Below are 23291 nucleotides of genomic sequence, written 5' to 3' on the forward strand. Positions count from 1 at the left end.
CGCCGCTTCGAGCAGCGGCCGGGGACGAGATGACCGACGAATTGAACCAGCCGCTGGGCGTCGGCGGGGAAGAGCCACGGCGGGCGCCGGGAAGAGGGCGCGGCGCGCTGCTCGCCGTCGCCGGGACGCTCGGCGCCGTTGCGGTCGCGGCGGCGCTCGTCGCGCCGAGGATCGGCGGCGACGGCCAGCCCTTCGCCGTCGCACGCATCGAGACGATCGAGCCGCCGAAGATCGTCGAGGCGCCGCCCGTGGAGCCCGTCGCGCCGGCGCCGCCTCCGACCGAGGCCGAGCGTAATGCGGCGGCCATCGCCGAGATGGAGCGCTTCTCCGGCGTGAAGGTGACGCGTGGGGGCGGCGGCGACGCGCCCGGCGCGCTCGTCATAAAAATAGAGGAGAGCGGGCCCGAGCTCGCTCCGGCGCCCGACAAGCGACTCGTCGAGAAGACGAGCGACGGGCTGCTGCCGCGCATCGGCGCGGATGGCGCCAAGCCGATGGACGTCTATGCGCGCCCCGCCGATCTCTCCGCGCGCCTGCCCGCCGGCGCGCCGCGCATCGCGCTCGTCGTCGGCGGAGTGGGGCTCAATGCGCGCCTGTCCGACAGGGCCATCGACGAGCTGCCCGCCGCGGTGACGTTGGCGCTCGCGCCCTATGGCGCCGCCGTCGAGGCGACAGCCGCTCGCGCCCGCGCCCGCGGCCATGAGATTTTGCTGCATGCGCCGATGGAGCCTTACGATTTCCCGGTCGAGAATCCGGGGCCGCATACGCTGCGCGCCGGCTCCGACGCGCTCGGCGATCTGCATTGGCTGATGAGCCGTTTCACCGGCTATGTCGGCGTCGTCAATTTCCTCGGCGCGCGCTTCACCGCCGAGGCCGGGGCTCTGCGCCCGGTGCTGGCGGACATCGCCGCGCGCGGCCTGCTCTATATCGATGACGGGGCCTCGCCGCGCTCGCTGGCGCCGAGCCTCGCGTCCGGGCTCGGGCTCGCGTCGGCGCGCGCCGACGCCGCGATCGATGCGCGGGCGAAGCCGCAGGAGATCGACGCGCAGCTCACGCAGCTCGAGGCGCTGGCCCGCCGCAACGGCCAGGCGATCGCCGTCGCCGAGGCGCTGCCGGGCGTTATCGCGCGGCTCTCGCATTTCGCCCGCGATCTCGAGCGGCGAGGAATCGCCCTTGTCCCGGTGAGCGCGCTGGCGGGGCGGGTGGATGTGTCGGAGGCGCGCGCGGGACGAGCCAAATGAGCGAATTGCCGTACCGCCCTTGCGTCGGCGTGATGCTGCTGGACCGGCGCGGCCGCGCCTTTGTCGGGCGGCGGCGCGCCAAGCGCTCCGATCCCGTCGCCATCGATCATGAATGGCAAATGCCGCAAGGCGGAATCGACGAGGGCGAGGAGCCTTTCGCCGCGGCGCTGCGCGAATTGCACGAGGAGACCAATGTGACCAGCGTCGCGCTGCTCGGCGAGGCGCGCGACTGGTACAGCTATGATCTGCCGCCCGAGGCGATGAAGCGCTGGACCGGCAAATATCGCGGGCAGACGCAGAGATGGTTCGCGCTGCGCTTTCTCGGCGAGGAGTCGGAGATTGACATCGAGCGACCCGCCGGCGGTGCGCATGAGCCGGAGTTCGACGCCTGGCGCTGGGAGGCGCCGTCGCGCCTGCCGGAGCTGATCGTGCCGTTCAAGCGCGCGGTCTATGAGCGCGTGGTGGAGGATTTCGCCCATCTCGGCGCGGAGTAGGGCGGAGCGGCGTTGTCGCTTCACGATCATGCGCGGATCATGACTGCGATCCTGCGCCTGGGGATAAGTTTTCGCGCCGCGCTCGCGCCTAGGAAGCGACCAATGGCGCCGGCCGCCTCCTCTCCCCGCGTGCGGGGAGAGGTGAGGTGAGGGGCCAGGAGAGCTCGCGGCGCGCTTCACAGTCTCGCCAGCCCGCCGGGCTCCCCACCTCTCCGCGTGCGGAGAGAGGGGGCGGCCGGCGCCGCGGCCTTCGTCGGAAGGGGTGGGGTGTAAGGCTTCAGCCCTTCTCCGGCAGGTTCAGGCGGATGTGCAGCTCGCGCAGCTGCTTCGGCGTCGCCTCGGAGGGCGCCCCCATCAGCAGATCCTCGGCGCGCTGATTCATCGGGAACAGCACCACCTCGCGCAAATTCTCCTCGCCGGCCAGCAGCATCACGATGCGGTCGACGCCCGGCGCGATGCCGCCATGCGGCGGGGCGCCATATTGGAAGGCGCGATACATGCCGCCGAATTTCTCGAGCAGCACCTCCTCGCCATAGCCGGCGATCTCGAAGGCCTTCTTCATGACGTCGGGGCGATGGTTGCGGATCGCGCCGGACGACAATTCGATGCCGTTGCAGACGATGTCATATTGAAAAGCGAGAAGATCGAGCGAGTTCCTCGTCTCCAGCGCCTCGAGCCCGCCTTGCGGCATCGAGAAGGGATTGTGCGAGAAGTCGATCTTCTTGTCGTCCTCGTTCCACTCGTACATCGGGAAGTCGACGATCCAGCAGAACTCGAACACATCGGTCTTGCAGAGGCCGAGCTCCGAGCCGATGCGCAGACGCGCGGCGCCGGCGAGCTTGGCCGCCTTCAGCTCCTCTCCGGCGGAGAAGAACAGAGCGTCCCCGGCCTTCACGCCGCCCTTGGCGGCGAGCGCGGCCAGCGCCTCCGGCGGAATGAATTTGGCGATCGGCCCCTTGCCGACGAGCGCGCCATTCTCCTCGTCGAAGATGATATAGCCGAGGCCCGGCGCGCCTTCCGAGCGGGCCCAATCATTGAGCTTGTCGAAGAAGCTGCGCGGCTGCGCGGCGGCGCCCGGCGCCGGAATGGCGCGCACCACCTTGCCCTTGAACGCCTTGAAGCTCACATCGTCGCGCGCGAATTCCGCGCTCACGTCGGCGATGATCAGCGGATTGCGCAGGTCCGGCTTGTCCGAGCCATATTTGAGCATGGCGTCGCGGAAGGCGATCTTCGGAAAGACCTGCGTCACCGGCTTGCCCTCGCCGAACTCTTCGAACACGCCGCGCAGCACCGGCTCCACCGCGGCGAAGACGTCCTCCTGCGTGACGAAGCTCATCTCGACGTCGAGCTGGTAGAACTCGCCGGGGCTGCGGTCGGCGCGCGCGTCCTCGTCGCGAAAGCACGGCGCGATCTGGAAATAGCGGTCGAAGCCGGCCACCATCAACAGCTGCTTGAACTGCTGCGGCGCCTGCGGCAGCGCATAGAACTTGCCCGGATGCATGCGCGAGGGCACGAGGAAGTCGCGTGCGCCCTCCGGCGAGGAGGCGGTGAGAATCGGCGTCTGGAACTCGAAGAAGCCGCGCTCCTTCATGCGCCGGCGCAGCGAATCGATGACGGCGCCGCGCAGCATGATATTGGCGTGCAGCTTCTCGCGGCGCAGATCGAGGAAGCGGTAGCGCAGCCGCGTCTCCTCTGGATAGGGCAGGTCGCCGAACACCGGCAGCGGCAGCTCGGCGGCCGGGCCGAGCACCTCGATCTCGGTCACATAGACCTCGACGAGACCGGTCGGCATGTCCGGATTTTCGGTGCCGGCGGGGCGCTTGCGCACCTCGCCGTCGAGCCGCGCCACCCATTCGGAGCGCAGCTTCTCGGCGTCCTTGAAGGCGGGAGAGTCGGGATCGACGACGCATTGGGTGAGGCCGTAATGGTCGCGCAGATCGACGAACAGCACGCCGCCATGGTCACGAATGCGGTGGCACCAGCCGGAGAGCCGGATCTTTTGGCCGGCGTCGGCCTCGCGAAGCTCTCCACAATTATGCGAACGATAGCGATGCATGGGCGTCTGGTCTCGAACAGGAGGGAGGTTCTAGCCGGGGAGAAACGCAGGGCGAAGGGGCGGTGTCAAGACACGCGGGCGCTCCCGCCGCCGTCTCCGGCGCGGGGGATGGGAGGTCCGGAACGCCGCGGCGCCGCTGCGGGCCGCGAAAAGAGGAAGATTGGTCGGAGCCTCGAGCGTTCCGGACCACGGTCGCCTTTTCTGCTGTTCGCCGCCTCCGGGGCCAGGGTTGTTTTCCCCTTTCGGGTAGTCTATCCCCGCGCCACCCTCGGATATTCGGCCTGGTCCGCGCCTTTTTTCAAAGGCTTCCGCACGAAGGAAGACCAGCGCCGGCGACGTGGCGTCGCGAAGATCGAGAGAGGGTCGCCTCCCGTCCCCGCGAACCGCGCCCCGCCGACGCCGCCCGACCCTTCGGATGGCGCCCCATGCGGCGGAAGCGGGAAGAGAATAGGAATTAAATCCGTTATTGTCAAGGGGCGCGCGAGACCGGGGCCGCAGCGGCTAGAGCGCTATCCGATCCAATTGGATCGGATAGCGCTCTAGAGTTCTTTCTTTCGAGCGAATTCTGATCGATCGAACGATTCCGTTCGATCGGAACGCGCTCTATCGCGCGGGCTCCGTCGTCTTGCCGTCGAAGCGCTCTTTCGCTTTCGCCGCGTCGCGCTTCGTCACATGGACCGTGCGGTCCTCGTGCTCAGGTGGGCCGTAGATCGTATAGAAGCGCAAGGGCTCGCGGCCGGTGTTGACGATATTGTGCTTCGCGCCGGCGGGAACGAGGATCGCGTCGTCGCCCTCGACGCGGGTCTTGCGGCCCTCGATCACGACCTCGCCGCGTCCTTCCTCGATGCGGAAGAATTGATCGACGTCCCGATGCGTCTCCTCGCCTATGTCTTCGCCCGGATCGAGCGACATCAGCACGAGTTGAAGATGCTTGCCGGTGTAGAGCACGTGTCGGAAATCGGCGTTTCTCTTGGTCGCTTTGGCGATGTCGCCGATAAAGCCCTGCACGGTGTGCGCGGCCTTGGCCTGTCGCGCCTGCGCGTTTGCGCCGAGCCCCGCGACCGCGAGGACGATGACGATGGCCAATACAAAATTGACGAGCGAACGCGCCGCCATGACGATCCTCCACGCGCAACTTCGCGACGCTGCGGGAACGGCGCCGCTTCCGCGAGACAACGCCGATCGGGCGCGCCGGTTCCATGGGGCGCCGTGACGGCTTCAGCTGCGCCTGCCGACGCGCTATGGTCGCGCGCTGTTCATTCGGGGATCGTCGTCATGCGCTCGCCGCGTCTATTCGCAATCCTCTTCCTCTGCATCGCGGCTGCGACCCCCGCTCTGGCGCAACGCCGCGTCGCGCTCGTCATCGGCAATGGGGCCTATCGCACCGTCGCCGGCCTCGCCAACCCGCCGAGCGACGCGGCCGCCATGGCCGCCATGCTGCGCGGCGCGTTCGACGATGTGACGATCCGCACCGACGTCGGCTTTCGCGAGATGAACGAGGCCGTCCGCGATTTCGCGCTGCGCGCCGCGGGCGCCGATGTCGCCGTCGTCTTCTACGCCGGGCACGGCGTCGAGATCGGCGGACGCAACTTCCTCGTCCCGATCGACGCCGAGCTGAAATATGCGGAGGACGCCGAGGCCGAGGCGGTCGAGCTCGACCGCATCCTGCGGCTGCTGGAGCCGGTCAAGCGCCTCAAGCTCGTCATTCTCGACGCCTGCCGCGACAATCCGTTCGCCGCGCGTATGCGCTCCATCACCGGCGGCGCGCGCGCCGTCGGGCGTGGCCTCGCCGCGCCGAAGCTCGACATTTCCGATACGCTGGTCGCTTTCGCGACGGCGCCGGGCGCGACCGCCTCCGACGGCGACGGCGCGCATAGTCCGTTCACGACGGCGCTGCTCGATAATCTGATGCTGCCGCAGCTCGATATTCGCATCGCGCTCGGCAAGACGCGCGACGCGGTGCTGCGCGCGACCGGCAATCGCCAGATTCCGTTCATCAGCGGATCGCTCGGCGGCGACACCTTGCCGCTCGCCGTTTCCTCGGCCGCGGTCATCGACGCCGAGCAGAGCGAATTCGCCGCGGCGACGGCGCGCGGCGATCTGTCCGCCTTCGACGCCTTCATCGCCAAATATCCGAGCGGCCCCTATACGCAGACGGCGCGGCGTGAGCGCGATCGGCTGCGCGCCGCCGCCGAGCCGCGCCACCCGGCCGAACCGGATTTCGGCGCGGGTGCTGCGCGCTATCACTATGTCGCCGACGTCATGCCGCCCGATGATTGGCTCGCTCTGCGCTCGGCGCCGAGCGGCGGCGAGGGCGTGCGCCTGCGAAAAATGCCGAACGGAACCTTGCTCGAGGTGCTCGCCGAGCGCGCCGACGGCTGGTGGCGCGTGCGCGTCGTGGACACGGGCGAGATCGGCTGGGCGAAGAGCGGCGTCAAGGGACGGCGGCCGTGGATCAGGTGCTGCAAGCAACTCTGAGTGCGTTGCGCTTCAGCTGCGCCGAGCGCTTCACCCCCGCGCCGTCAGCGGATGGTCGCGCACATCCGGGTCGAACACCAGCGACACTTGCACGTCGCCGACCGTGCGCAGCACATGCAGCGAGATCGCCGAGCGTTCGTCCTGGCGCAGAGCGATGTCGACGCGCGCGTCGCCGAGCGAGAGATTGCGCAGCACGATCTCGCCGGCGAAGCCCGGCACATCCGGATTGACGAAGCGGATCTGCCGCGCCTCGAGATCGAATTCGAGGCCGAGCATGGTCTGGATCAGCAGAAAGGGCGCGCTCGCCGCCCAGGCCTGCGGCGAGCAGGCGGCAGGATAGAGCGTCGGTCCGCGCCCGCGCCGGCGACGAAAGCCGCAATAGAGCTCCGGTATGCGGCGCGCCTCCATATAGCTCGCCGCGCGCACCAGCGATTCGAACACCAGCGCCACGCCTTTCTTGAAGCCATAGCGGCCGAGGCCATGAGCGATGATGGCGTTGTCATGCGGCCAGATCGAGCCGTTGTGATAGGACATCGGATTATAGCGGCTCTCGCCGCGCGCCACCGTGCGCAATCCCCAGCCGGAGAAGAAGCTGGTGTCGAGCAGGCCGGCGGCGACGCGCTCGGCGCGGTCGGCGCGCGCTATGCCGGCGTAGAGCGCATGGCCGGCGTTGCTCGTGCGCACCTTGCATTGCTTCTTCTCGCCGTCGAGCGCGAGCGCGTAGGTGCCGATCTCCTCGCACCAGAAAGCGTCCTCGAAGCGCTCGCGCAACACTTCGGCCTCGTGCGCGAGCTCTCCGGCGCGGGCCTCCATGCCGAGCCGGCGCGCGAGGGAGGCGGCGAGTCTTCGCGCGGCGTAGACATAGGCCTGCGCCTCGACCAGCGCGATCGGGCCTTCGGCGAGACGTCCGTCGGCATGGAACACGGAATCATGCGAATCCTTCCAGCCCTGATTGACGAGGCCCTTCTCGGTGTGGCGCTGATATTCGATGAAGCCGTCGCCATCGGGATCGCCGGGACCGGCAATCCAGGCGAGCGCCCGCTCGATCGCCGGCCATAGCTCGCCGATGAGCGCGAGATCGCCGGTGCGGCGCGCATAATAGCCGGCGAGCACGACGAAGAGCGGAGTGGAATCCACCGAGCCGTAATAGAGGCCGAAGGGAATCTCGCCGAGCGCGGCCATCTCGCCGCCGCGCATCTCGTGCAAGATCTTGCCCGGCTCGCAGTCGGAACGCGTGTCGAAGCCGAGGCCCTGATGAGCGGCGAGGCGCTTCAGCACGCCGATGGCGATCGACGGATCGAACCACAGCATCTGCAGCGCGGTGATGACGCCGTCGCGCCCGAAAGAGGTCGAATACCAGGGAATGCCGGCGTAAGGGTAGAGGCCTTCCGGCGTCTTGGTCAGCAGCATGCGCACATCGGCGGTCGAGCGCCAGAGAATGGCGTTGAGCGTCGGATCGGAGGTCTCGACATGCGCGCAATCGCGCGTCGAGGCGGCGAGCTCGCGATGCAGTCCGGTGAGGCCGTTGAAGAAGGATTGCGTCGATTTCGGCAGGCGGCCGCGACTCGCCGCGGTGAGGAAGATGGTGCGCGCCTGGCGCGGCGCGAGCTGCAGCGAATAGGTGGCGACGCTGTCGACGAGCAGCGACGGGTCCGGCTCGAAGGAGAGGGCGGTCTCGCGCAGCACGCCGTCGAGTCCGCGATAATAGAGCGCGACGGCGCCCGCCGCGAGCGTCTGCGCCCAGGCGGCGCCGCGCCGCGCGCGCCGCACGCCGCGCACTTCGAAGATGTCGGCGAAATCATTGGCGAAAGCGATGGAGAGATTGAGCCGCACCTCCTCGGCGCTCTGATTGGACACTTCGAGCCGCTCGCGCAGCGAGCCGTCCTTCAGATAAATGGTTCGCGAGACATAGACCGAATCTTTCAACAGCGCGATCTTGCCGTCGATGAAGATGTCGGGATTGGTGAGATCGACATAAAAGCTCAGATTGTCGTCGCGGATCGCCGAATCGAGCAGTAGAGGCTGGGCGCCGTCGATCAAGAGCTCGAGATGCGAGAGATAGCGCGTGTCGTGATCGAAGAGCCCGTCCGGCCCGCCGGCGGTCGCGCCTATGTCGCCATGGCTGTCGAAGACGGCGAATGTGTCGTCATGCTTCAGCGTGCGGCGCGGGCGCGACGGCGGCCCGGTCGCGGGAATGTAGAATTGCAGCTCGCGCGGCTGCGGATCGCCGCCGCCGCCGTCGGCGTCCGGCGTGGCGCTGATGTGTTCGGAGCTTCGCTCTTTGCCGGAAGTCACGGGCGCGGCCTCGTCACGTTTCGGGGTCTCGCCTCAGTGGCTCACATCGATAGGCGCGCTGGATGCGTGAGACGCCGCTCGAGCCCGTCCTCCAATCGATTGGGAAATCGATCGGAAGCGAGGAGGATCGGCTGCTCCGCCCGCGGCCGCGCCCCCGACGCGCCGAGCAGGCGTCGATAGAGCGCGACATAATTCCTCGCCATGCGCGCGGCCGAGAAGCGCGTCTCGAAGCGGCGGCGCACGCGCGCGCGGTCGAGCGCGAGCACGCGGCCGAGCGCGGCGATCGCCTCGCTCACCGTGTCGACGAGGCAGCCGGTGACGTCCTCGTCGACGACCTCGGGAACGGAGCCGCGACGGAAGGCGAGCACCGGCGTTCCGCAGGCCATCGCCTCGATCATCACGACGCCGAAGGGCTCCGGCCATTCGATCGGAAACAGCAGCGCGCGCGCCTCGCCGAGAAAGCGGCTCTTCTGCCGATCGTCGATCTCGCCGACATAGTCGATCATCGGCGGAGCGAGCAGCGGCTCGATCACGTTATGAAAATACTCTGCATCGGGACGGTCGATCTTCGCCGCGATTCTGAGCGGCAGGCCGACGGCGGAGGCGATGGCGATGGCGTGATCCAAGCCTTTCTCCGGCGAGACGCGGCCGAGAAAGGCGAGATAGCCGCCGCGCGGGTCGAGCGTCGGCGCAAACAGATCGAGCGGCAATCCATTCGGCACGGTGCCGATGAAATTGGCGTGCGGAACCGGCCGCCGTTGCGCGTCGGAGATGGAGACGAGCGGCATTTGCGGAAAGCGCGTGTAGAATTCCTCGAGGTCGGGAAGATCCTGGCGTCCATGGAGAGTGGTGAGCGTGCGCGACGCGAGGTCGCGGAACAGAGGGAATTGCAGCTGATCGATATGAAAATGCAGAATGTCGAACTGCGCCGCCATGCCATGCGCTTTGTCGAGCATGGCGAGATAATGCGGCAGAGGATCGGGCGCCCCCTTCTGTCGCAGCGGTAGATCGCAGCAGGGAATGAGCTTCGCCGAGGTCATCGAGCGCCCGCTCGCGAACAAGGTCACGTCATGGCCCTGCGCGACGAGCTCCTCGGTGAGATAGGAGACGACGCGCTCGGTGCCGCCATAGAGCCGAGGCGGCACGCTCTCGATGAGCGGCGCGATCTGCGCGATCTTCAACGGAAGAGATGTCGACGGAATTGTCTCGATGGGGCCACGCCATTGCTGCGACGGCATTTTTGCACTCGTTTCGACGCCTCTCGCTCCCCGCAAAGGTCAACTCTCGATCGCCACGAAAGTTCCAAACGGCGCCGGCTGCGCCGAGATGTCGGACAGCTTCGGCGTCCCGCGTCGGTTCTAGAGCGCGGCGTTTTCACGCCGGAGCGCCGCGTCGGCGAGCGCGCGCATCGCTCCCGCGATCGCCGATCGAATGCCGTCGTCGGCGATGAGGCCATCGTCGCCGACGGATTCTTGCGAGACGGGAATGTCCGCGCAGGCGGATTCGACGATGTCGACGCCGGCGCGGTCGAGCACGATGCGCAGCGCGGCATAAGTGTCGCGCGCGCGGCCCCGCGCCGCAGGATTGATCCAGGCGACCGGCAGGCGATAGAGGCTGCCGCCGCCGACGGTCCAGTCCAGCAGGTTCTTGAAGCTTCCCGGCAGCGAGCCCGCATATTCCGGCGTGGAGAGCAGGACGGCGCTCGCGCCGCGAAGCAGTGCGCGCAGCTCGGCCGCCGTCTCGGGAAGCGGGTCGCGGTCGTCGTCGGGATTGAAATGCGGCAGCTCGCCGAGCCGGCGATAAACGAGGGCGTTCACGCCGGGAGGCGCCAGCGCCGCAGCGGTCGCGACGACCGCGCCATTGATCGATTTGGCGCGCAGGCTTCCGTTGATCAGAACGATCGAGAGGCGATTCGTCTCCGCCATGAGCGCTAGAGCACGAGCAGCGCCGCGCGGATGGTCAGCGCGAAGAGGACGAGCGAGGCCATGACGAACAGAACGAAGCGGCGCATGATGATGTTCGTGGTCGATTGCACGAGGCTATGCGAGATGCGCAGCGCGACATAGCTCCAGGCGAGCGCGATATCGACCAACCCGTCGGCCCCGAGCATAGCGAGCGTGAGAGCGACGGCGTAGAACAACGTCGGCTGCTCGTGGAGATGATTGTAATTGTCCGCCTTCCAGCGCGTCGGCGCGGGAATTTGCGCGTTGAACTCCTCCTTGGTCTGCTGCGGATCGAGCTTCGCGCGCGCTTTACGCAGCGCGGGAATGCGCGTCGTATAGAGCCACGCCCACATGACGAAGGTCCAGAGCACGAGAGCGATGATCGGAGCGAGGAGGGGGCTGTGCCGCAATGTCTTTCTCCATGAATTCATCGGAACGACGGAAGCTGAGCGACGACCTCTTACGCCATCTGCGCCCTTGCGGAAAAGCCCGCTACGTCTCCCGGGGGCGATCGGCGAGACGGCTTCGCTCGTCCTCCGCGGCCGGCGCTTACGTGAGGTGGCTTACGAACTCTTAACCATGCCCCCTGAATAGTGGCGTCTCCGCTCGGGGGAATTAAGATTATGATAAGAAGATTATTGGTTTCGACCGCGCTCGGTCTTCTGTTCGCCGGCGCGGCGTCAGCAGGCTCGCCCACGCGCTACAACGAGCCGCCCAAAGCTCCGATTCTGGAGAGCCGCAGCGGCGGTCAGCCGTCGACCTCGCGCGGGCGAAAGGGCTATCGCTCGAATGAGGATGTGACCGGCTCGATACCGATGGCGGCGAGCGCGCCGCTCGTCGGCGTCGATGCGGCGCATGCCGCCTTGTCGGCGCCGTTATGGACCGGCTTTCATGTCGGCGCGACGATCGGATCGGGCTGGGCGATCACGCCGCTCGCCATTCCCAATGCGGCGACATTCAGCGGCGTCGGCATGTCGGGCGTCGCCGGCGGCGTGACGGCGGGCTTCGATTATCGATTCGGCTCCGTCGTCGCGGGCATTGCCGCAGACGGCAATCTCAAGAGTACATCGGCCTATTTGTCCGGCGTCGATGTGACGTTCCGGGAAGCGGCGTCATGGGCCTTGCGCGGGCGGCTCGGCGGGCTCGCCTCCGAGGACACGCTGGTCTATGCGACGGCAGGCGTCACGCAGGCGATCACCAAGCTCACCTATCCGACCGGCGACAGCGACGACGTGCGCTACACGGGCGCGATATTCGGCGTCGGCGTCGAGACGCGCCTCGCCGCCGGACTCTATGGCCGCGCCGAATATCTGCAGAGCCTGTTCGGACAGCGCAATTTCGACGGCGGGCGCTACAATGCGCGGCTCGAGAGCGGCGTCGCCCGCGTCGGGCTGATCCTCAAGCCTTTCGAGATGGGCGATTGGAGCGGGCTGCCGGTCGGCCTCGCCGCAGCGAGCTCCACGCAGCCCGAGAGCTGGACGGGCGCTCATATCGGCGCGCATGGCGGCTACGCCTTCGGCTCGACGAAGCTCACCTCCGGCTCCTGGACAGGCGACGGCGTCGGCGGCGCCGGCGGCGTCGGCGGGGCGCTGCTCGGTTATGATTATCAATGGGGGCGGTCGGTGCTCGGCGTCGAGATCGACGGCAGCGGCGGCGGCGCGCGGTCCACGGCGAGCGTGACGCTCCGGCGCTTCTCGGCGAATGCGCAGATCGCCTATGATTGGGATTATTCCATTCGCGCTCGCGCCGGGCGTCTGTTCGGAAGCACGCTGCTGTTCGGCACGGTCGGGTGGACGCAGACCTATGGCCGGCTCACGACGGCGGGGCTCGGCGGCATAGAGACCTCGCATCTCTTCTCGGGCGTGCAGCTCGGCGGCGGCGTCGAGACGATGCTGACGACGCATCTCGGCGCGCGCCTCGAATATCTGCACAGCTTCTACGACAAATATGCGGGGGTGCTCGGATCGTCGATCGACGCGCGGCCCACCACGGGGAAGACGCGCGCGGCGGTGATCTATAAATTCTGAGTCGAATGCGCCGTCATCGCGAGCGTGGCGAAGCGACCCGGAGCCGTGGGCCGGCTCAGGGATCGCTTCGTCGCTGCACTTCTCGGCTCGTCGACCGCCTCGAGCATGGCCGCAGAAACCGCGACAATTTCTTGGCGTTCGTCCTGCAGCGGCGGCTATACTGTGGCGGTTCCGGGGTCTTTTCGTCAAAGTCTCCGTTTTTGCTACTGCCGAGCTTGTGTGGACTGAGGCTTGTCGAATAGGCATGTCTTGAACGAGACATGAGGACGCGATGAAGAACGTCGAAATTCGTCTTTTTGCGGCAACGCTTTGCGCAGCGGCGGCCACCCCTTCGGCGCAGGCCGGAATGGCGCTCGACGCCAATGCCGGCGGCGCCGGCGCGATGGCTCCGACCAAGGTGCTGGTGCTCGGCGCCGAGCGTCGCGCCAACGCCGAGCAATATGCGGCGAAGAATAAGCTCGATCTCTCCACCTTGAAGCGCGCGCATGCGGCTTCGGGCCTCGTCACCTGCGGCCGGGCGCATGGCGCGGGCCAGCTCACGGTGGCGAACGACGTCATCACCACGGCGGCGCACGTGTTCCTCGACGAGCGCGGCGCGCATCGCTCGCGCGCCTGCTATTTCGTCACCGATATCGATGGCCGCAAGCGCCGCGTGCCGATCGACATGGGCACGATCATCGCCGGCTCGGCCAAGCCTTATTCGGCCAAGGCGGTCAATGACTGGGCGGTGGCGCGGCTGGCGCAGCCGCTCGACGATGTGTCGCCTTACGATCTCGCCGAGGAGGTCGCGGTCGATCAGCCGGTGGAGTTCGTCTCGCGCGGCCATTCCGATTGGCGCGACGCCGAGACCATGTCCTTCGAGGCGTGCCGGCTGCGCGCCCAGACCAATCAGGTGAAGGGCGGCACGCGCGAATTCGCCTTCGACTGCGGCACAGGCGACGGCGCCTCGGGCGGCGCTGTGCTCTCGGGCGAGCAGCGGCTGCGCCTCGGCGCTATTCTGGTCGGCTGGCGCAGCAGCGATCCGGCGCGCGTCGGACCCTATTCGCAGAACAATTATAATTTCGTCGTCTCGATTGAAGGCCCGTTCCGCGAGGCCGTGCTCGCCTCCGCGCGCCGCGACGCCGGTCCGACGACGGCGCAGGCGCAGCCCGGCGAGAAGACCGGCGAGCGCGACGCGGGCGCCCGCCGCTCGGCGGTGGGACGCGAATAGCGAGTCGGCAAGCGTTCTAAAGCGTGACGAGAAGCCGCAAGGATTGGGGCGTCGTCACAATTGCGAGGAGCGAAGCGACGAAGCAATCCAGGGGTCGCCCCACGGCTCTGGATTGCTTCGCTCCGCTCGCAATGACGGCCCGAGCTTTCGTTGGCTCACATTCTGCCTCGGACTTCTCACATCCGCACGAGATGATCGAAGGCGGAGAGCGCCGCGGTCGCGCCTTCGCCCATGGCGATGACGATCTGCTTATAGGGCACGATCGTCGCGTCGCCCGCGGCGAACACGCCCGGCGCCGAGGTCGCGCAGCGGCGGTCGATCTCGATCTCGCCGAAGCGCGATAGCGTCACCGCGCCCTTCAGCCATTCCGTGCTCGGCAGCAATCCGATCTGAACGAACACGCCGTCGAGCGTGATGTCGCGCGTGTCGCCGCTCTCGCGGTCGCGATAGGAAAGCCCGGTCACTTTCGCGCCGTCGCCACGGATCTCGGTCGTCTGCGCCGAGACGATGATCTCGACATTGGGCAGCGAGCGCAGCTTGTCCTGCAATATGCCGTCGGCGCGCAGCTTCGAATCATATTCGATCAGCGTCACATGGGCGGTGAGGCCGGCGAGGTCGATCGCCGCCTCGACGCCGGAATTGCCGCCGCCGATCACCGCGACGCGCTTGCCCTTGAACAGCGGCCCGTCGCAATGCGGGCAATAGGCGACGCCCTTGGTCATATATTCGGTCTCGCCCGGCACATTGATGCGCCGCCAGCGCGCGCCCGGCGCGAGCACGATCGTCTTCGATCGCAGCACCGCGCCATTGACGAGCCGCAGCTCGGCGAGGGCGCCGGGCTCGGACGCCGGAACCAGCGCCGCGGCGATCTGGCCGTTCATCACATCGACCCCATATTCGGCGACGTGACGCTGCAGCGCGGCCGCCATCTCGGGACCTTCGGTGTGCGGGACGGAAATGAAATTCTCGATCCCCGCCGTGTCCTGCACCTGGCCGCCGAAACGCTCCGCGACAATGCCGGTGCGCACGCCCTTGCGCGCCGCATAGACCGCCGCCGCCGCGCCCGCCGGACCGCCGCCGACGATCAGCACGTCATAGGGCGCCTTCGCCGAAAGGGTCGCGGCCTGCTTCTCGCCGGCGCCGGCGTCGAGCTTGTCGAGGATCTGCTCCAGCGTCGCGCGGCCGTGCTGGAACGGCTCGCCATTGAGGAACACGCTCGGCACCGCCATGATCTGCCGCTCCTCGACCTCGCGCGGGAACAGCGCGCCGTCGATGGCGACATGGCTGACGCGAGGATTGAGCGCGGCCATCAGATCGAGCGCCTGCACCACCTCGGGGCAGCTCTGGCAGGTGAGCGAGAAATAGGTCTCGAAGCGATAGTCGCCGTCGAGCGCCTTCACGCGCTCCAACGTCTCCTCGGCCTCTTTGGGCGGATGGCCGCCGACATGGAGCAGGGCGAGGACGAAGGAGTTGAACTCATGGCCGCCGGGCACGGCGGCGAAGCGCAGCGAGACGCCGCCGCCGTCGCGCTCGATCGCGAAAGAGGGGCGGCGGGCGTCGTCGTCGCGGCGCACATAGGAAATCTTGTCGGAGAGGGAGGCGATCTCCTGGCAGAGCTCGGCGAGCTCGGCCGATTTCGCGCCGTCGTCGAGCGAGGCGGCGAGCGTGATCGGCGTGGCGATGCGCGCGAAGAGGCCCTGCAGCTGGCTTTTCAGATTGGCGTCCAACATTTCTCGGCTCCCAACAGCGGCCTCATCCAGAGGCGCTTTTTGCGGAACGCAAAAAGCCTCGAAGGATGCTCCAGCGCGCGAAGCGGTCCACCCCTTCGAGACGCCCGCTGCGCGGGCTCCTCGGGGTGAGGGACTGAATTTTCGTGTGTTTGCGGTTCGCGGGAGCCTCCGGCCGGACGGACCGGCCGGAGGCGTCTCGCAAGATCAGATCTTGCCGACGAGGTCGAGCGAGGGCTGAAGCGTCTTCTGGCCCTCTTCCCACTTGGCCGGGCAGACCTCGCCCGGATGCGCCGCCACATATTGCGCCGCCTTGACCTTGCGCAGCAGCTCCAGCGCATTGCGGCCGACGCCGCCGGCGTTGATCTCGACGATCTGGATCTTGCCGTCCGGATCGACGACGAAAGTGCCGCGGTCGGCGAGGCCGGCCTCCTCGATCAGCACGTCGAAATTGCGGCTCAGCGTCAGCGTCGGATCGCCGACCAGCGGATATTCGATCTTGCCGATCGCCGGCGAGGTGTCGTGCCACGCCTTGTGCGCGAAATGCGTGTCGGTCGACACGCCGTAGATCTCGACGCCGATGGCCTTGAAGGCCGCGTAATTGGTCGCGAGATCCTCGAGCTCGGTCGGGCAGACGAAGGTGAAGTCGGCCGGATAGAAGAAGAATACCGACCACTTGCCCTTCAGCGTCGCCTCGGTCACCTCGACGAATTTGCCGGCGTGGAAGGCGGTCGCCTTGAAAGGCTTGATCTCTGTTCCGATCAGGGACATGCGATGGCTCCTCATGCATGGCCGGGGACGCTGGCGCGCCCTCGGCGGGTGAACACGGGCGGAAATTATACGCAGTGCAGCATCGAAAAAAGCGAAAAATACCGATTTGATTATTCGATTCTGTCGATATATTGGGCGCATGGCGATCCTGCCCACCTTGCGTCAGCTGCGCTTTCTGACGGCGGTGGTGGACGAGCGGCATTTCGGCCGCGCGGCCGCCGCCTGCCTCGTCGGCCAATCGACCCTCAGCGCCGGCATTCAGGAGCTCGAGGCGTTGCTCGGCGTGCAATTGCTGGAGCGCACCAAGCGTTCCGTCTCGCCGACGCCGGCCGGGCGCGAGATCGCCGAGCGGGCCCGCGCGATGCTGCGCGGGGCGGAGGAAATCGTCGACATCGCCCGCGCCGCCCAGGCGCCCATGTCGGGACCGCTGCGTCTCGGCGTCATTCCGACCATCGGCCCGTTTCTCTTCCCGCGCGCGACGCGGGCGCTGCGGGCCGAGTTCCCGCAGTTGCGGCTCTATCTGCGCGAGGAGCAGACGGCGCCGCTGCTGGCGCGGCTCGACTCGGGCGAATTGGACGCGGCGGTGCTGGCGCTGCCCTATCCGCTGTCGGGACTGGAGACGCGCGAGATCGGCGTCGACCGCTTCTTTCTCGTATGTCCGCCCGAGCATCGGCTGAGCGGGACCGGCGCGGTCGGGCTCGACGACATGGCGGTCGAGGATCTGCTGCTGCTCGAGGACGGCCATTGCATGCGCGACCATGCGCTCGCCGCTTGCGCGCTCGAGAGCGCGCGGCGCAATGTCGCCTTCGAGGGCACGAGCCTGCACACTCTGGCGCAGATGGTGGCCAATGGCCTCGGCGTGACCCTGCTGCCGGAGATGGCGCTCGACGCCGGCATATTGCGCGGGCTCGACCTCTGCGTGCGGCCGCTCGAGGGCGAGACGCCGTTCCGCCGCATCGGTCTCGTCTGGCGACGCCGCTCGGCGCGCAAGGAGACGTTCCGTCGGCTCGCCGAGGCGTTGGCGGAATGCTTCGCGGGGCCTGACGAGGCGTCGCCTGACATAGTTCATGGCCGCGCATCAGGAGCCTCGGCAAAGACAACTGCCGAGCTATTCGACAAAAATATTGCATCAGATCGAGCAACGCGAGGCTGAAGGGACGGATAATTCCGTCTCGACGCGCGCGATGGCGATCGCGATGAACCTTTCGGCGCGACGAATGTTCTCATATCGGCTTCCAACAGCGCATGAGGACAAGCGCCATGACTGATTATTCGAGACACCCTGATCGCCAAATGGCGCAGGCGTCATCGCCGACCTCCAGCAGAGATGTGCGCTCGGTCGAGTTCAATCGCCTTTCCTGGGGCGCGGTGCTGGCGGGCGCCGTCCTGGCGCTCGTCGTTCAGCTTCTGCTCAATCTGCTCGGCTTCGGCCTCGGCGTCGCCACGCTCGATCCTGGAACCGGCGACAATCCGTCCGCCGGCGCTTTCTCGGTCGCCGCGGGAATCTGGTATCTCGTGGCGGGAATCATTGCCGCCTATGCGGGCGGCTCCATCGCCGGTCGACTGTCCGGCGGTCCCGTCGGCTCGGCTTCGGCCCTCCATGGACTGATCAGCTGGGCCGTCACGACGCTCGTCGTGTTCTTCCTGCTGACGACAGCGGTCGGCGCCATCATCGGCGGCGTGTTCAGCGGCGTCGGCAGCGCCGTCGGCGGAATGGGCCGCTCGGCAGCAGCCGCGGCGCAGATGGCGGCGCCGGGCGCCGATCCTTTCGGCGCGATCGAGAGGCAGCTGCGAGAAGCTTCCGGCGGGGGAGCCGACTCCGCGGCGCTGCGCGACGCGACGGTTGCGGCCGTGCGGGCGGCTCTGACGGGCGATGAGGCGCAAGCGCAGGAGGCGCGCGAGCGAGCGGCTCAGGCTCTGGCGCGCGCGCAGAACGTTTCCGCGGCGGAAGCGCAAAGGAGGATCGCGCAATATGAGCAGCAATATCGGCAGACCGTCGATCAAGCCAAGCAACAGGCCGTCCAGGCGGCTCAAACGACCGCGAAAGTCGTGTCGCGCGGCTCGCTGTTCGGCTTCTTCGCTTTGCTCCTCGGCGCCATTGCGGCTTGGATCGGAGGCGGTCGCTCGGCGCCGGTCATCCAGACTTTCGCGAGGCCCGGCCTTTCCACCGCGCCTCAAGCACGGTCCTGACGGGGCGCCCATCGCCGGCGCCGGCGGTGATTGTCGAGAGCGAGCCTTCGGGCTCGCTCTCGCATTCTTTCGGTGGAGCGAATTCTGATCGATCGAACGATTCCGTTCGATCGGAAAGCGCTCTAGGCAGGCGCATTAATTTCCCAGAAGCGGCGCGTCGCCCCAGGAATTTTTCACCCGCTCGAAATGCGCGGCCGGATCATAGGACGCGACCGTGAGGCCGAGCGTCTGGGCCGACAGGCGGCCGATCGCCGCCAGCGCCGCATAGGACGCCACCACGCGGTCGCGCTGCGCGAAGACGAGGCCGATGCGGGCGCCGAGCAGCTCCTGCTGCGCGTTCAATATATCGAGCGTCGTGCGCTTGCCGGCCTTGGCCTCCTCCCGCACGCCGGTGAGCGCGCGCTCGGCCGCCTCGATCTGCGCGCTGGCCGCGGCGAGCTGCGCCTTGGCGGCTTCGAGCGCGCCCCAATTGGCGCGCGTCAGCGCCAGCAGCTCGGCGCGCGCGACATCGATGTCGAGCTTGCGCTGGCCGGCCACTTCCTTCGCCTGACGCATGCGCGCCGAGGTCTCGCCGCCGGAATAGAGCGGCACGGATAATTTGCCGAGCACCTGCGCGCCGACGGCGCGATTGCCGCGGCCTTGAATATCGGACTGCGTGTAGACTTGGCCGACCATCGACAGGCTCGGCATGAAGTCGCTCTCGATCACCTTGATGTCGAGATCGGCGGCGTCGGCGTCGTGCTGCGCCGCGCGCACCACCGGATGCTCGGCGAGGGCGATGCGCTCGGCGGCCTCGCGATTTTTGGGCAGGAGACGATCGACGGCGGCGCCGGGCGCGAGCTGCTTGGGCTCCGCGCCCATCAGCCGGCGGTAATTGCCGAGGCTGGCCTCGAGATCGGCGCGCGCCGCCGCCGCGCGCGACCTGCCGGCGGCGAGCCGCGACTCGGCTTGAGCAATGTCGGTCGGCGTGATCTCGCCGGCTGCGTAGCGCTCCTTGGTCTGGCGCAGCTGCTCCTGCAGCAGCGCGACATTGTTCTGCTGCAGGCGCAGCGCGGCGGTGTCGCGCAGCACATTCATATAGGCTGCGGTCGCCTCGAACAGCACGCGCTGCTCCACGAGCCGCAGCCGCTCGCGTCCGGCATGGACCCCGGTCTCGGCCGCGAGCGTCGCGTTCTTCGTGCGGAAACCGTCGAACAAAGGCTGCTCGACGCTCAGCGCTTCGCCGCGCGGCAGGCTGCGGTTGTTCTGAATGCTGATGAGAATATCCGGGTGGAGATAATCGTAATTGGGGATCTCGGTCGATATGCCGATCGTGCGGCGCCGCTCCACGCCGATATAGGAGTCGCTGCGCACATGCGGGCGGAACTGCGCTTGCGCGTGCGGCACATTCTCGTCATTGGCGCGTTGCGCCGCGCGCTGCGCATTGATGGTCGGATTGGTCTCATAGGCGCGCGCGAGCGCGCCGGCGAGCGTCTCGCCGGATGCGCGCGGCGCCGTGCAGCAAAGTCCGACGAGGGCCACAGCGACGAGACGGCGTCTCATGCGTCGGCCTCGCGCGGCGCGGCGTCGACGCCTTCATCGGCGACGACGCGTTCTCCGCGTCCGAGCAGCGAGTAGAGCGCGGGCAGCACGAACAAGGTCAGCAGGGTCGCGCTGATGAGGCCGCCGATGACGACCGTCGCGATCGGCTTCTGCACCTCGGCGCCGGCGCCGGTGGCGAAGGCCATGGGCACGAAGCCGAGCGAGGCGACCAGCGCCGTCATGGCGACCGGTCGCAGCCGCGTCATCGCCCCTTCGACGATGGCGGCGTGCGGCTCGCGCCCGAGAGCGATGAGTTGAAGAATATAGGTGCGCATCACGAGGCCGTTGAGCACGGCGACGCCGGAGAGCGCGATGAAGCCGACCGCCGCCGACACCGACATGGGCATGCCGCGCAGCCACAGAGCGGCGACGCCGCCCGAGAGCGCCAGCGGCACCGCGCTGAACACGATCAGCGCGTCGCGCGCCGCGCCAAGCGCCGAATAGAGCAGCAAGAAGATGAGGAAAAAGCACAAGGGCACGACCAACATGAGACGATCGCGCGCGGCGGCGAGATTCTCGAACTGGCCGCCCCAGGAAATCCAATCGCCCGGAGCGAGCGTCACTTTCGCCTTCACCTTCGCCTGCGCCTCGGCGACGACGGAGGCGATGTCGCGTCCGCGCACATTGGCGGAGACGACGACGCGGCGCTTGCCGTTCTCGCGCGAAATCTGGTTCGGCCCTTCGTGCAGATCGAAGGAGGCGACCTGCTTCAGCAGCACGGCGCGGGCGCCGCCGCTGTCATGGCCGCGCACGGCGACGGGAATATTGCCGAGCGCCTCCATATCCTCGCGCAGCCGCTCGGGAAGGCGGACGACGATCGGAAAACGCCGGTCGCCTTCGAACACGACGCCGGCGCGCTCGCCGCCGACCGCGGCGCCGACGACGTCCTGCACCTCGCCGACGCTGAGGCCGAGATGGGCGATCTCATTGCGATCGATCCCGACCTCGAGAAAGGGCAGGCCCTCGGTCTGCTCGACCTTCACATCCTGCGCGCCCTCGACATTGCGCAGGATGGCGGCGACGCGCTCGGCCTCGCGCGACAGCGAGTCGAAATTCTCGCCGAACACCTTGACCGCTATGTCGCCGCGCACGCCGGCGAGCAGCTCGTTGAAGCGCAGCTGAATGGGCTGCGAGAATTCATAGAGATTGCCGGGAAGCCGCGTCACGCGCGCGTCGATGCGGCGGATCAGCTCGTCCTTCGGCAGGCTCGGGTCGGGCCATTGCTCGCGCGGCTTCAGGAAGATGTAGCAATCGGTCAGATTGGGCGGCATGGGATCGGTCGCCGCCTCCGCGGTGCCGGTCTTGGAGAACACATAGGCGACCTCGGGCAGCTCTTTGATCGTGCGCTCCACCTCGCTCTGCATCGCCTGCGACTGGGTGAGCGAGGCGCTCGGTATGCGGCCCGCCTGCATTGCGAGATTCTTCTCGTCGAGCGTCGGGATGAACTCCTGGCCGAGACGAAAGAACAGCAGCATCGCTAATAGAAAGGCGCCGGCGCCGAGGGCGATCGGCTTCGCCGGAGCCGCGATCGCCGCCTCGAGGCGCGGCCGATAGGCGCGCTGCAGCCATGTGATGATCTTGTTCTCGCTCTCCTCGACGCGGCCGGAGACGAGGATCGCGATCATCGCCGGAACGAAGGTGAGCGACAGCGCGAAGGCGGCGATCAGCGCCATGATGACCGTATAGGCCATCGGATGGAACATCTTGCCTTCGACGCCGGAGAAGGACAGCAGCGGCACATAGACGAGGATGATGATGCCCTGGCCATAGACGGTCGGCCGGATCATCTCGGTCGTCGATTCGACCACCGTGGCGAGCCGCTGCTCGAGTGAAAGATCGCGCCGCATCGCGCGCCGGCGCTCGAACAAGCGCCGCAGGCAATTCTCCGCCACGATGACCGCGCCATCGGCGATGAGGCCGAAATCGAGCGCGCCGAGGCTCATGAGATTGGCGCTGATGCGGCCCTGGACCATGCCGGTCGCGAGCAGCAGCATGGCGGCCGGAATCACCAGCGCGGTGATCAGCGCCGCGCGGAAATTGCCGAGCAGCAGGAACAGCACCACAATGACCAGCGCCGCGCCCTCGGCGAGATTGGACGCCACCGTGCGCACCGTGGCGTCGACCAGAACCGTGCGGTCGAGAATCGTCCGCGCCTCGATCCCCGGCGGCAGCGAGGCGGCGATGGCGCGCAGCTTCTCGTCGACCGCCGCCGAGACCGCGCGGCTATTGGCGCCGATCAGCATCAAGGCGGTGCCGATGACGACCTCGTCGCCGTTCATGCTGGCGCTGCCGACGCGCAGCTCGCGGCCGATCCCGACCTCGGCGATGTCTCCGATGCGCACCGGCACGCCGCCGCGCGTCGTGACGACGACGCGGGCGATGTCGTCCGCGGTCTCCAGCCGCCCGCCGCTGCGCACCACATAGCCTTCGCCATTGCGCTCGATATAGCCGGCGCCGCGGCTCTGGTTGTTGCGCTGCAGCGCCTGCGTCACATCGCCGAAGGAGACGCCCAGCGAGAACAGCTTCATCGGATCTGGGCGCACGTCGATCTGCTTCACGAAGCCGCCGAGCGAATCGACGCTGGCGAGGCCGGCGACGGTCTTGAGCTGCGGCTTCACGATCCAGTCCTGCACCGTGCGCAAATAGGCGGTCTTCTCGAGCTCGCTGCGCAGGCTCTGGCCGTCGGGCGTCAGATAGGAGCCGTCGCTCTGCCAGCCCGGCTCGCCGTTCACGACTTTGCGCTCGCCGTCGGCGTAGCGGATCGCCCACATATAGATTTCGCTGAGGCCGGTCGCGATCGGGCCCATGCGCGCTTCGACGCCGGGCGGAAAATTCTCCTTGGCCTCGGCGAGCCGTTCGCTGATCTGCTGGCGCGCGAAATAAATGTCGAGCTTCTCGGCGAACACCGCCGTCACCTGCGAGAAGCCGTTGCGCGACAGCGAGCGCGTATAGTCGAGCCCGGGAATGCCGGCGAGCGCGGTCTCGAGGGGGAAGGTGATCTGCTTCTCGACCTCGGTCGGCGACAGCGCCGGGGCGATGGCGTTGATCTGCACCTGATTATTGGTGATGTCCGGCACCGCGTCGATCGGCAGGCGCTGCAGCGAGACGGCGCCGACGAGACCGGCGAGCAGTGTCAGCAGCGCGACCAGCCAGCGCTGGCGGACGGAAAAGGCGATCACATGCTCGATCATCTACGCTCGCATCTACCCACGCGCCGCCGGCGCGGTTAGAGCGTTATCCGATCCGATCGGAACGGATAACGCTCTCGAGATCCTTTTGCT

General features: G+C 67.5%; 17 protein-coding genes. 7 read left to right on the forward strand and 10 right to left on the reverse strand.

Annotated elements, in window-relative coordinates; all coding sequences use genetic code 11:
• Positions 1-29: 29 nt before the first annotated feature.
• Complete coding sequence (locus CQW49_RS19840; protein WP_003609573.1) at positions 30-1238, forward strand: divergent polysaccharide deacetylase family protein; 1209 nt, start codon at positions 30-32, stop codon at positions 1236-1238.
• Positions 1235-1732, forward strand: coding sequence for an RNA pyrophosphohydrolase (locus tag CQW49_RS19845; RefSeq protein WP_003609571.1), 498 nt, complete (start codon positions 1235-1237; stop codon positions 1730-1732). Before CQW49_RS19840 ends, CQW49_RS19845 begins: the two co-directional genes overlap by 4 nt.
• Before the next feature lie 277 nt (positions 1733-2009).
• On the opposite strand, the gene aspS is transcribed toward CQW49_RS19845, so the two are convergent.
• Both aspS and CQW49_RS19855 read right to left on the reverse strand, forming a co-directional pair.
• On the reverse strand, positions 2010-3788 hold the full coding sequence (aspS, locus tag CQW49_RS19850; protein WP_003609569.1) for an aspartate--tRNA ligase: 1779 nt from the start codon (positions 3786-3788) through the stop codon (positions 2010-2012).
• 603 nt (positions 3789-4391) lie between these two features.
• Entirely contained in the window at positions 4392-4904 is a 513-nt protein-coding gene (locus CQW49_RS19855) for a cupin domain-containing protein (RefSeq protein ID WP_003609567.1), read from the reverse strand.
• A gap of 159 nt (positions 4905-5063) precedes the next feature.
• Between CQW49_RS19855 and CQW49_RS19860 the strand changes: the two genes are divergently transcribed.
• Positions 5064-6266: a caspase family protein gene (locus tag CQW49_RS19860; RefSeq protein ID WP_003609566.1), complete on the forward strand. Its 1203-nt coding sequence runs from the start codon at positions 5064-5066 to the stop codon at positions 6264-6266.
• A gap of 30 nt (positions 6267-6296) precedes the next feature.
• On the opposite strand, the gene CQW49_RS19865 is transcribed toward CQW49_RS19860, so the two are convergent.
• The 4 genes from CQW49_RS19865 to CQW49_RS19885 form a co-directional block, all read right to left on the reverse strand.
• Complete coding sequence (locus CQW49_RS19865; protein ID WP_420845624.1) at positions 6297-8528, reverse strand: amylo-alpha-1,6-glucosidase; 2232 nt, start codon at positions 8526-8528, stop codon at positions 6297-6299.
• Positions 8529-8602: 74 nt separating this feature from the next.
• Positions 8603-9799, reverse strand: a complete 1197-nt coding sequence (locus CQW49_RS19870; protein ID WP_003609561.1) for a glycosyltransferase family 4 protein — start codon at positions 9797-9799, stop codon at positions 8603-8605.
• A 120-nt stretch (positions 9800-9919) separates the two neighbouring features.
• Positions 9920-10486, reverse strand: a complete 567-nt coding sequence (locus CQW49_RS19880; RefSeq protein ID WP_003609560.1) for an NADPH-dependent FMN reductase — start codon at positions 10484-10486, stop codon at positions 9920-9922.
• Positions 10487-10491: 5 nt separating this feature from the next.
• Positions 10492-10914 carry an MAPEG family protein gene (locus CQW49_RS19885; RefSeq protein ID WP_003609559.1) on the reverse strand — a complete coding sequence of 141 codons (423 nt, stop codon included), beginning with the start codon at positions 10912-10914 and terminating at the stop codon, positions 10492-10494.
• Positions 10915-11127: 213 nt separating this feature from the next.
• On the opposite strand from CQW49_RS19885, the gene CQW49_RS19890 reads away from it, so the two are divergent.
• Positions 11128-12531, forward strand: coding sequence for an outer membrane protein (locus tag CQW49_RS19890; protein ID WP_003609558.1), 1404 nt, complete (start codon positions 11128-11130; stop codon positions 12529-12531).
• Positions 12532-12802: 271 nt separating this feature from the next.
• Positions 12803-13741, forward strand: a complete 939-nt coding sequence (locus CQW49_RS19895) for a trypsin-like peptidase domain-containing protein (protein ID WP_003609557.1) — start codon at positions 12803-12805, stop codon at positions 13739-13741.
• A 176-nt stretch (positions 13742-13917) separates the two neighbouring features.
• Here CQW49_RS19895 and ahpF read toward each other — a convergent pair whose 3' ends face one another.
• Together ahpF and ahpC are read right to left on the reverse strand one after the other, a co-directional pair.
• Positions 13918-15471 (reverse strand): alkyl hydroperoxide reductase subunit F, encoded by a 1554-nt coding sequence (ahpF, locus tag CQW49_RS19905; protein ID WP_003609556.1) that lies wholly within the window; start codon positions 15469-15471, stop codon positions 13918-13920.
• Positions 15472-15675: 204 nt separating this feature from the next.
• Positions 15676-16239, reverse strand: a complete 564-nt coding sequence (gene ahpC, locus CQW49_RS19910) for an alkyl hydroperoxide reductase subunit C (RefSeq protein WP_003609555.1) — start codon at positions 16237-16239, stop codon at positions 15676-15678.
• Between the two features lie 139 nt (positions 16240-16378).
• On the opposite strand from ahpC, the gene CQW49_RS19915 reads away from it, so the two are divergent.
• On the forward strand, positions 16379-17392 hold the full coding sequence (locus tag CQW49_RS19915) for a hydrogen peroxide-inducible genes activator (protein WP_003609554.1): 1014 nt from the start codon (positions 16379-16381) through the stop codon (positions 17390-17392).
• Positions 17393-17499: 107 nt separating this feature from the next.
• On the forward strand, positions 17500-18429 hold the full coding sequence (locus CQW49_RS19920) for a hypothetical protein (protein ID WP_003609553.1): 930 nt from the start codon (positions 17500-17502) through the stop codon (positions 18427-18429).
• A 135-nt stretch (positions 18430-18564) separates the two neighbouring features.
• Here CQW49_RS19920 and CQW49_RS19925 read toward each other — a convergent pair whose 3' ends face one another.
• Together CQW49_RS19925 and CQW49_RS19930 are read right to left on the reverse strand one after the other, a co-directional pair.
• Positions 18565-19971 carry a TolC family outer membrane protein gene (locus CQW49_RS19925; protein WP_003609552.1) on the reverse strand — a complete coding sequence of 469 codons (1407 nt, stop codon included), beginning with the start codon at positions 19969-19971 and terminating at the stop codon, positions 18565-18567.
• The gene (locus CQW49_RS19930) at positions 19968-23201 is read right to left on the reverse strand and encodes an efflux RND transporter permease subunit (protein WP_003609550.1); all 3234 of its coding nucleotides are present in this window, start codon (positions 23199-23201) and stop codon (positions 19968-19970) included. Before CQW49_RS19930 ends, CQW49_RS19925 begins: the two co-directional genes overlap by 4 nt.
• Positions 23202-23291 lie beyond the last annotated feature (90 nt).

The sequence above is a fragment of the Methylosinus trichosporium OB3b genome, from assembly GCF_002752655.1.
GTDB classification, from domain to species: domain Bacteria; phylum Pseudomonadota; class Alphaproteobacteria; order Rhizobiales; family Beijerinckiaceae; genus Methylosinus; species Methylosinus trichosporium.

Bases quoted from the DNA above. Each gene is read 5' to 3' on its own strand.
- CQW49_RS19840 (WP_003609573.1), top strand. From the start codon at position 30: ATGACCGACGAATTGAACCAGCCGCTGGGCGTCGGCGGGGAAGAGCCA.
- CQW49_RS19845 (WP_003609571.1), top strand. From the start codon at position 1,235: ATGAGCGAATTGCCGTACCGCCCTTGCGTCGGCGTGATGCTGCTGGAC.
- aspS (WP_003609569.1), bottom strand. From the start codon at position 3,788: ATGCATCGCTATCGTTCGCATAATTGTGGAGAGCTTCGCGAGGCCGAC.
- CQW49_RS19855 (WP_003609567.1), bottom strand. From the start codon at position 4,904: ATGGCGGCGCGTTCGCTCGTCAATTTTGTATTGGCCATCGTCATCGTC.
- CQW49_RS19860 (WP_003609566.1), top strand. From the start codon at position 5,064: ATGCGCTCGCCGCGTCTATTCGCAATCCTCTTCCTCTGCATCGCGGCT.
- CQW49_RS19870 (WP_003609561.1), bottom strand. From the start codon at position 9,799: ATGCCGTCGCAGCAATGGCGTGGCCCCATCGAGACAATTCCGTCGACA.
- CQW49_RS19880 (WP_003609560.1), bottom strand. From the start codon at position 10,486: ATGGCGGAGACGAATCGCCTCTCGATCGTTCTGATCAACGGAAGCCTG.
- CQW49_RS19890 (WP_003609558.1), top strand. From the start codon at position 11,128: ATGATAAGAAGATTATTGGTTTCGACCGCGCTCGGTCTTCTGTTCGCC.
- CQW49_RS19895 (WP_003609557.1), top strand. From the start codon at position 12,803: ATGAAGAACGTCGAAATTCGTCTTTTTGCGGCAACGCTTTGCGCAGCG.
- ahpF (WP_003609556.1), bottom strand. From the start codon at position 15,471: ATGTTGGACGCCAATCTGAAAAGCCAGCTGCAGGGCCTCTTCGCGCGC.
- ahpC (WP_003609555.1), bottom strand. From the start codon at position 16,239: ATGTCCCTGATCGGAACAGAGATCAAGCCTTTCAAGGCGACCGCCTTC.
- CQW49_RS19915 (WP_003609554.1), top strand. From the start codon at position 16,379: ATGGCGATCCTGCCCACCTTGCGTCAGCTGCGCTTTCTGACGGCGGTG.
- CQW49_RS19920 (WP_003609553.1), top strand. From the start codon at position 17,500: ATGACTGATTATTCGAGACACCCTGATCGCCAAATGGCGCAGGCGTCA.
- CQW49_RS19925 (WP_003609552.1), bottom strand. From the start codon at position 19,971: ATGAGACGCCGTCTCGTCGCTGTGGCCCTCGTCGGACTTTGCTGCACG.
- CQW49_RS19930 (WP_003609550.1), bottom strand. From the start codon at position 23,201: ATGATCGAGCATGTGATCGCCTTTTCCGTCCGCCAGCGCTGGCTGGTC.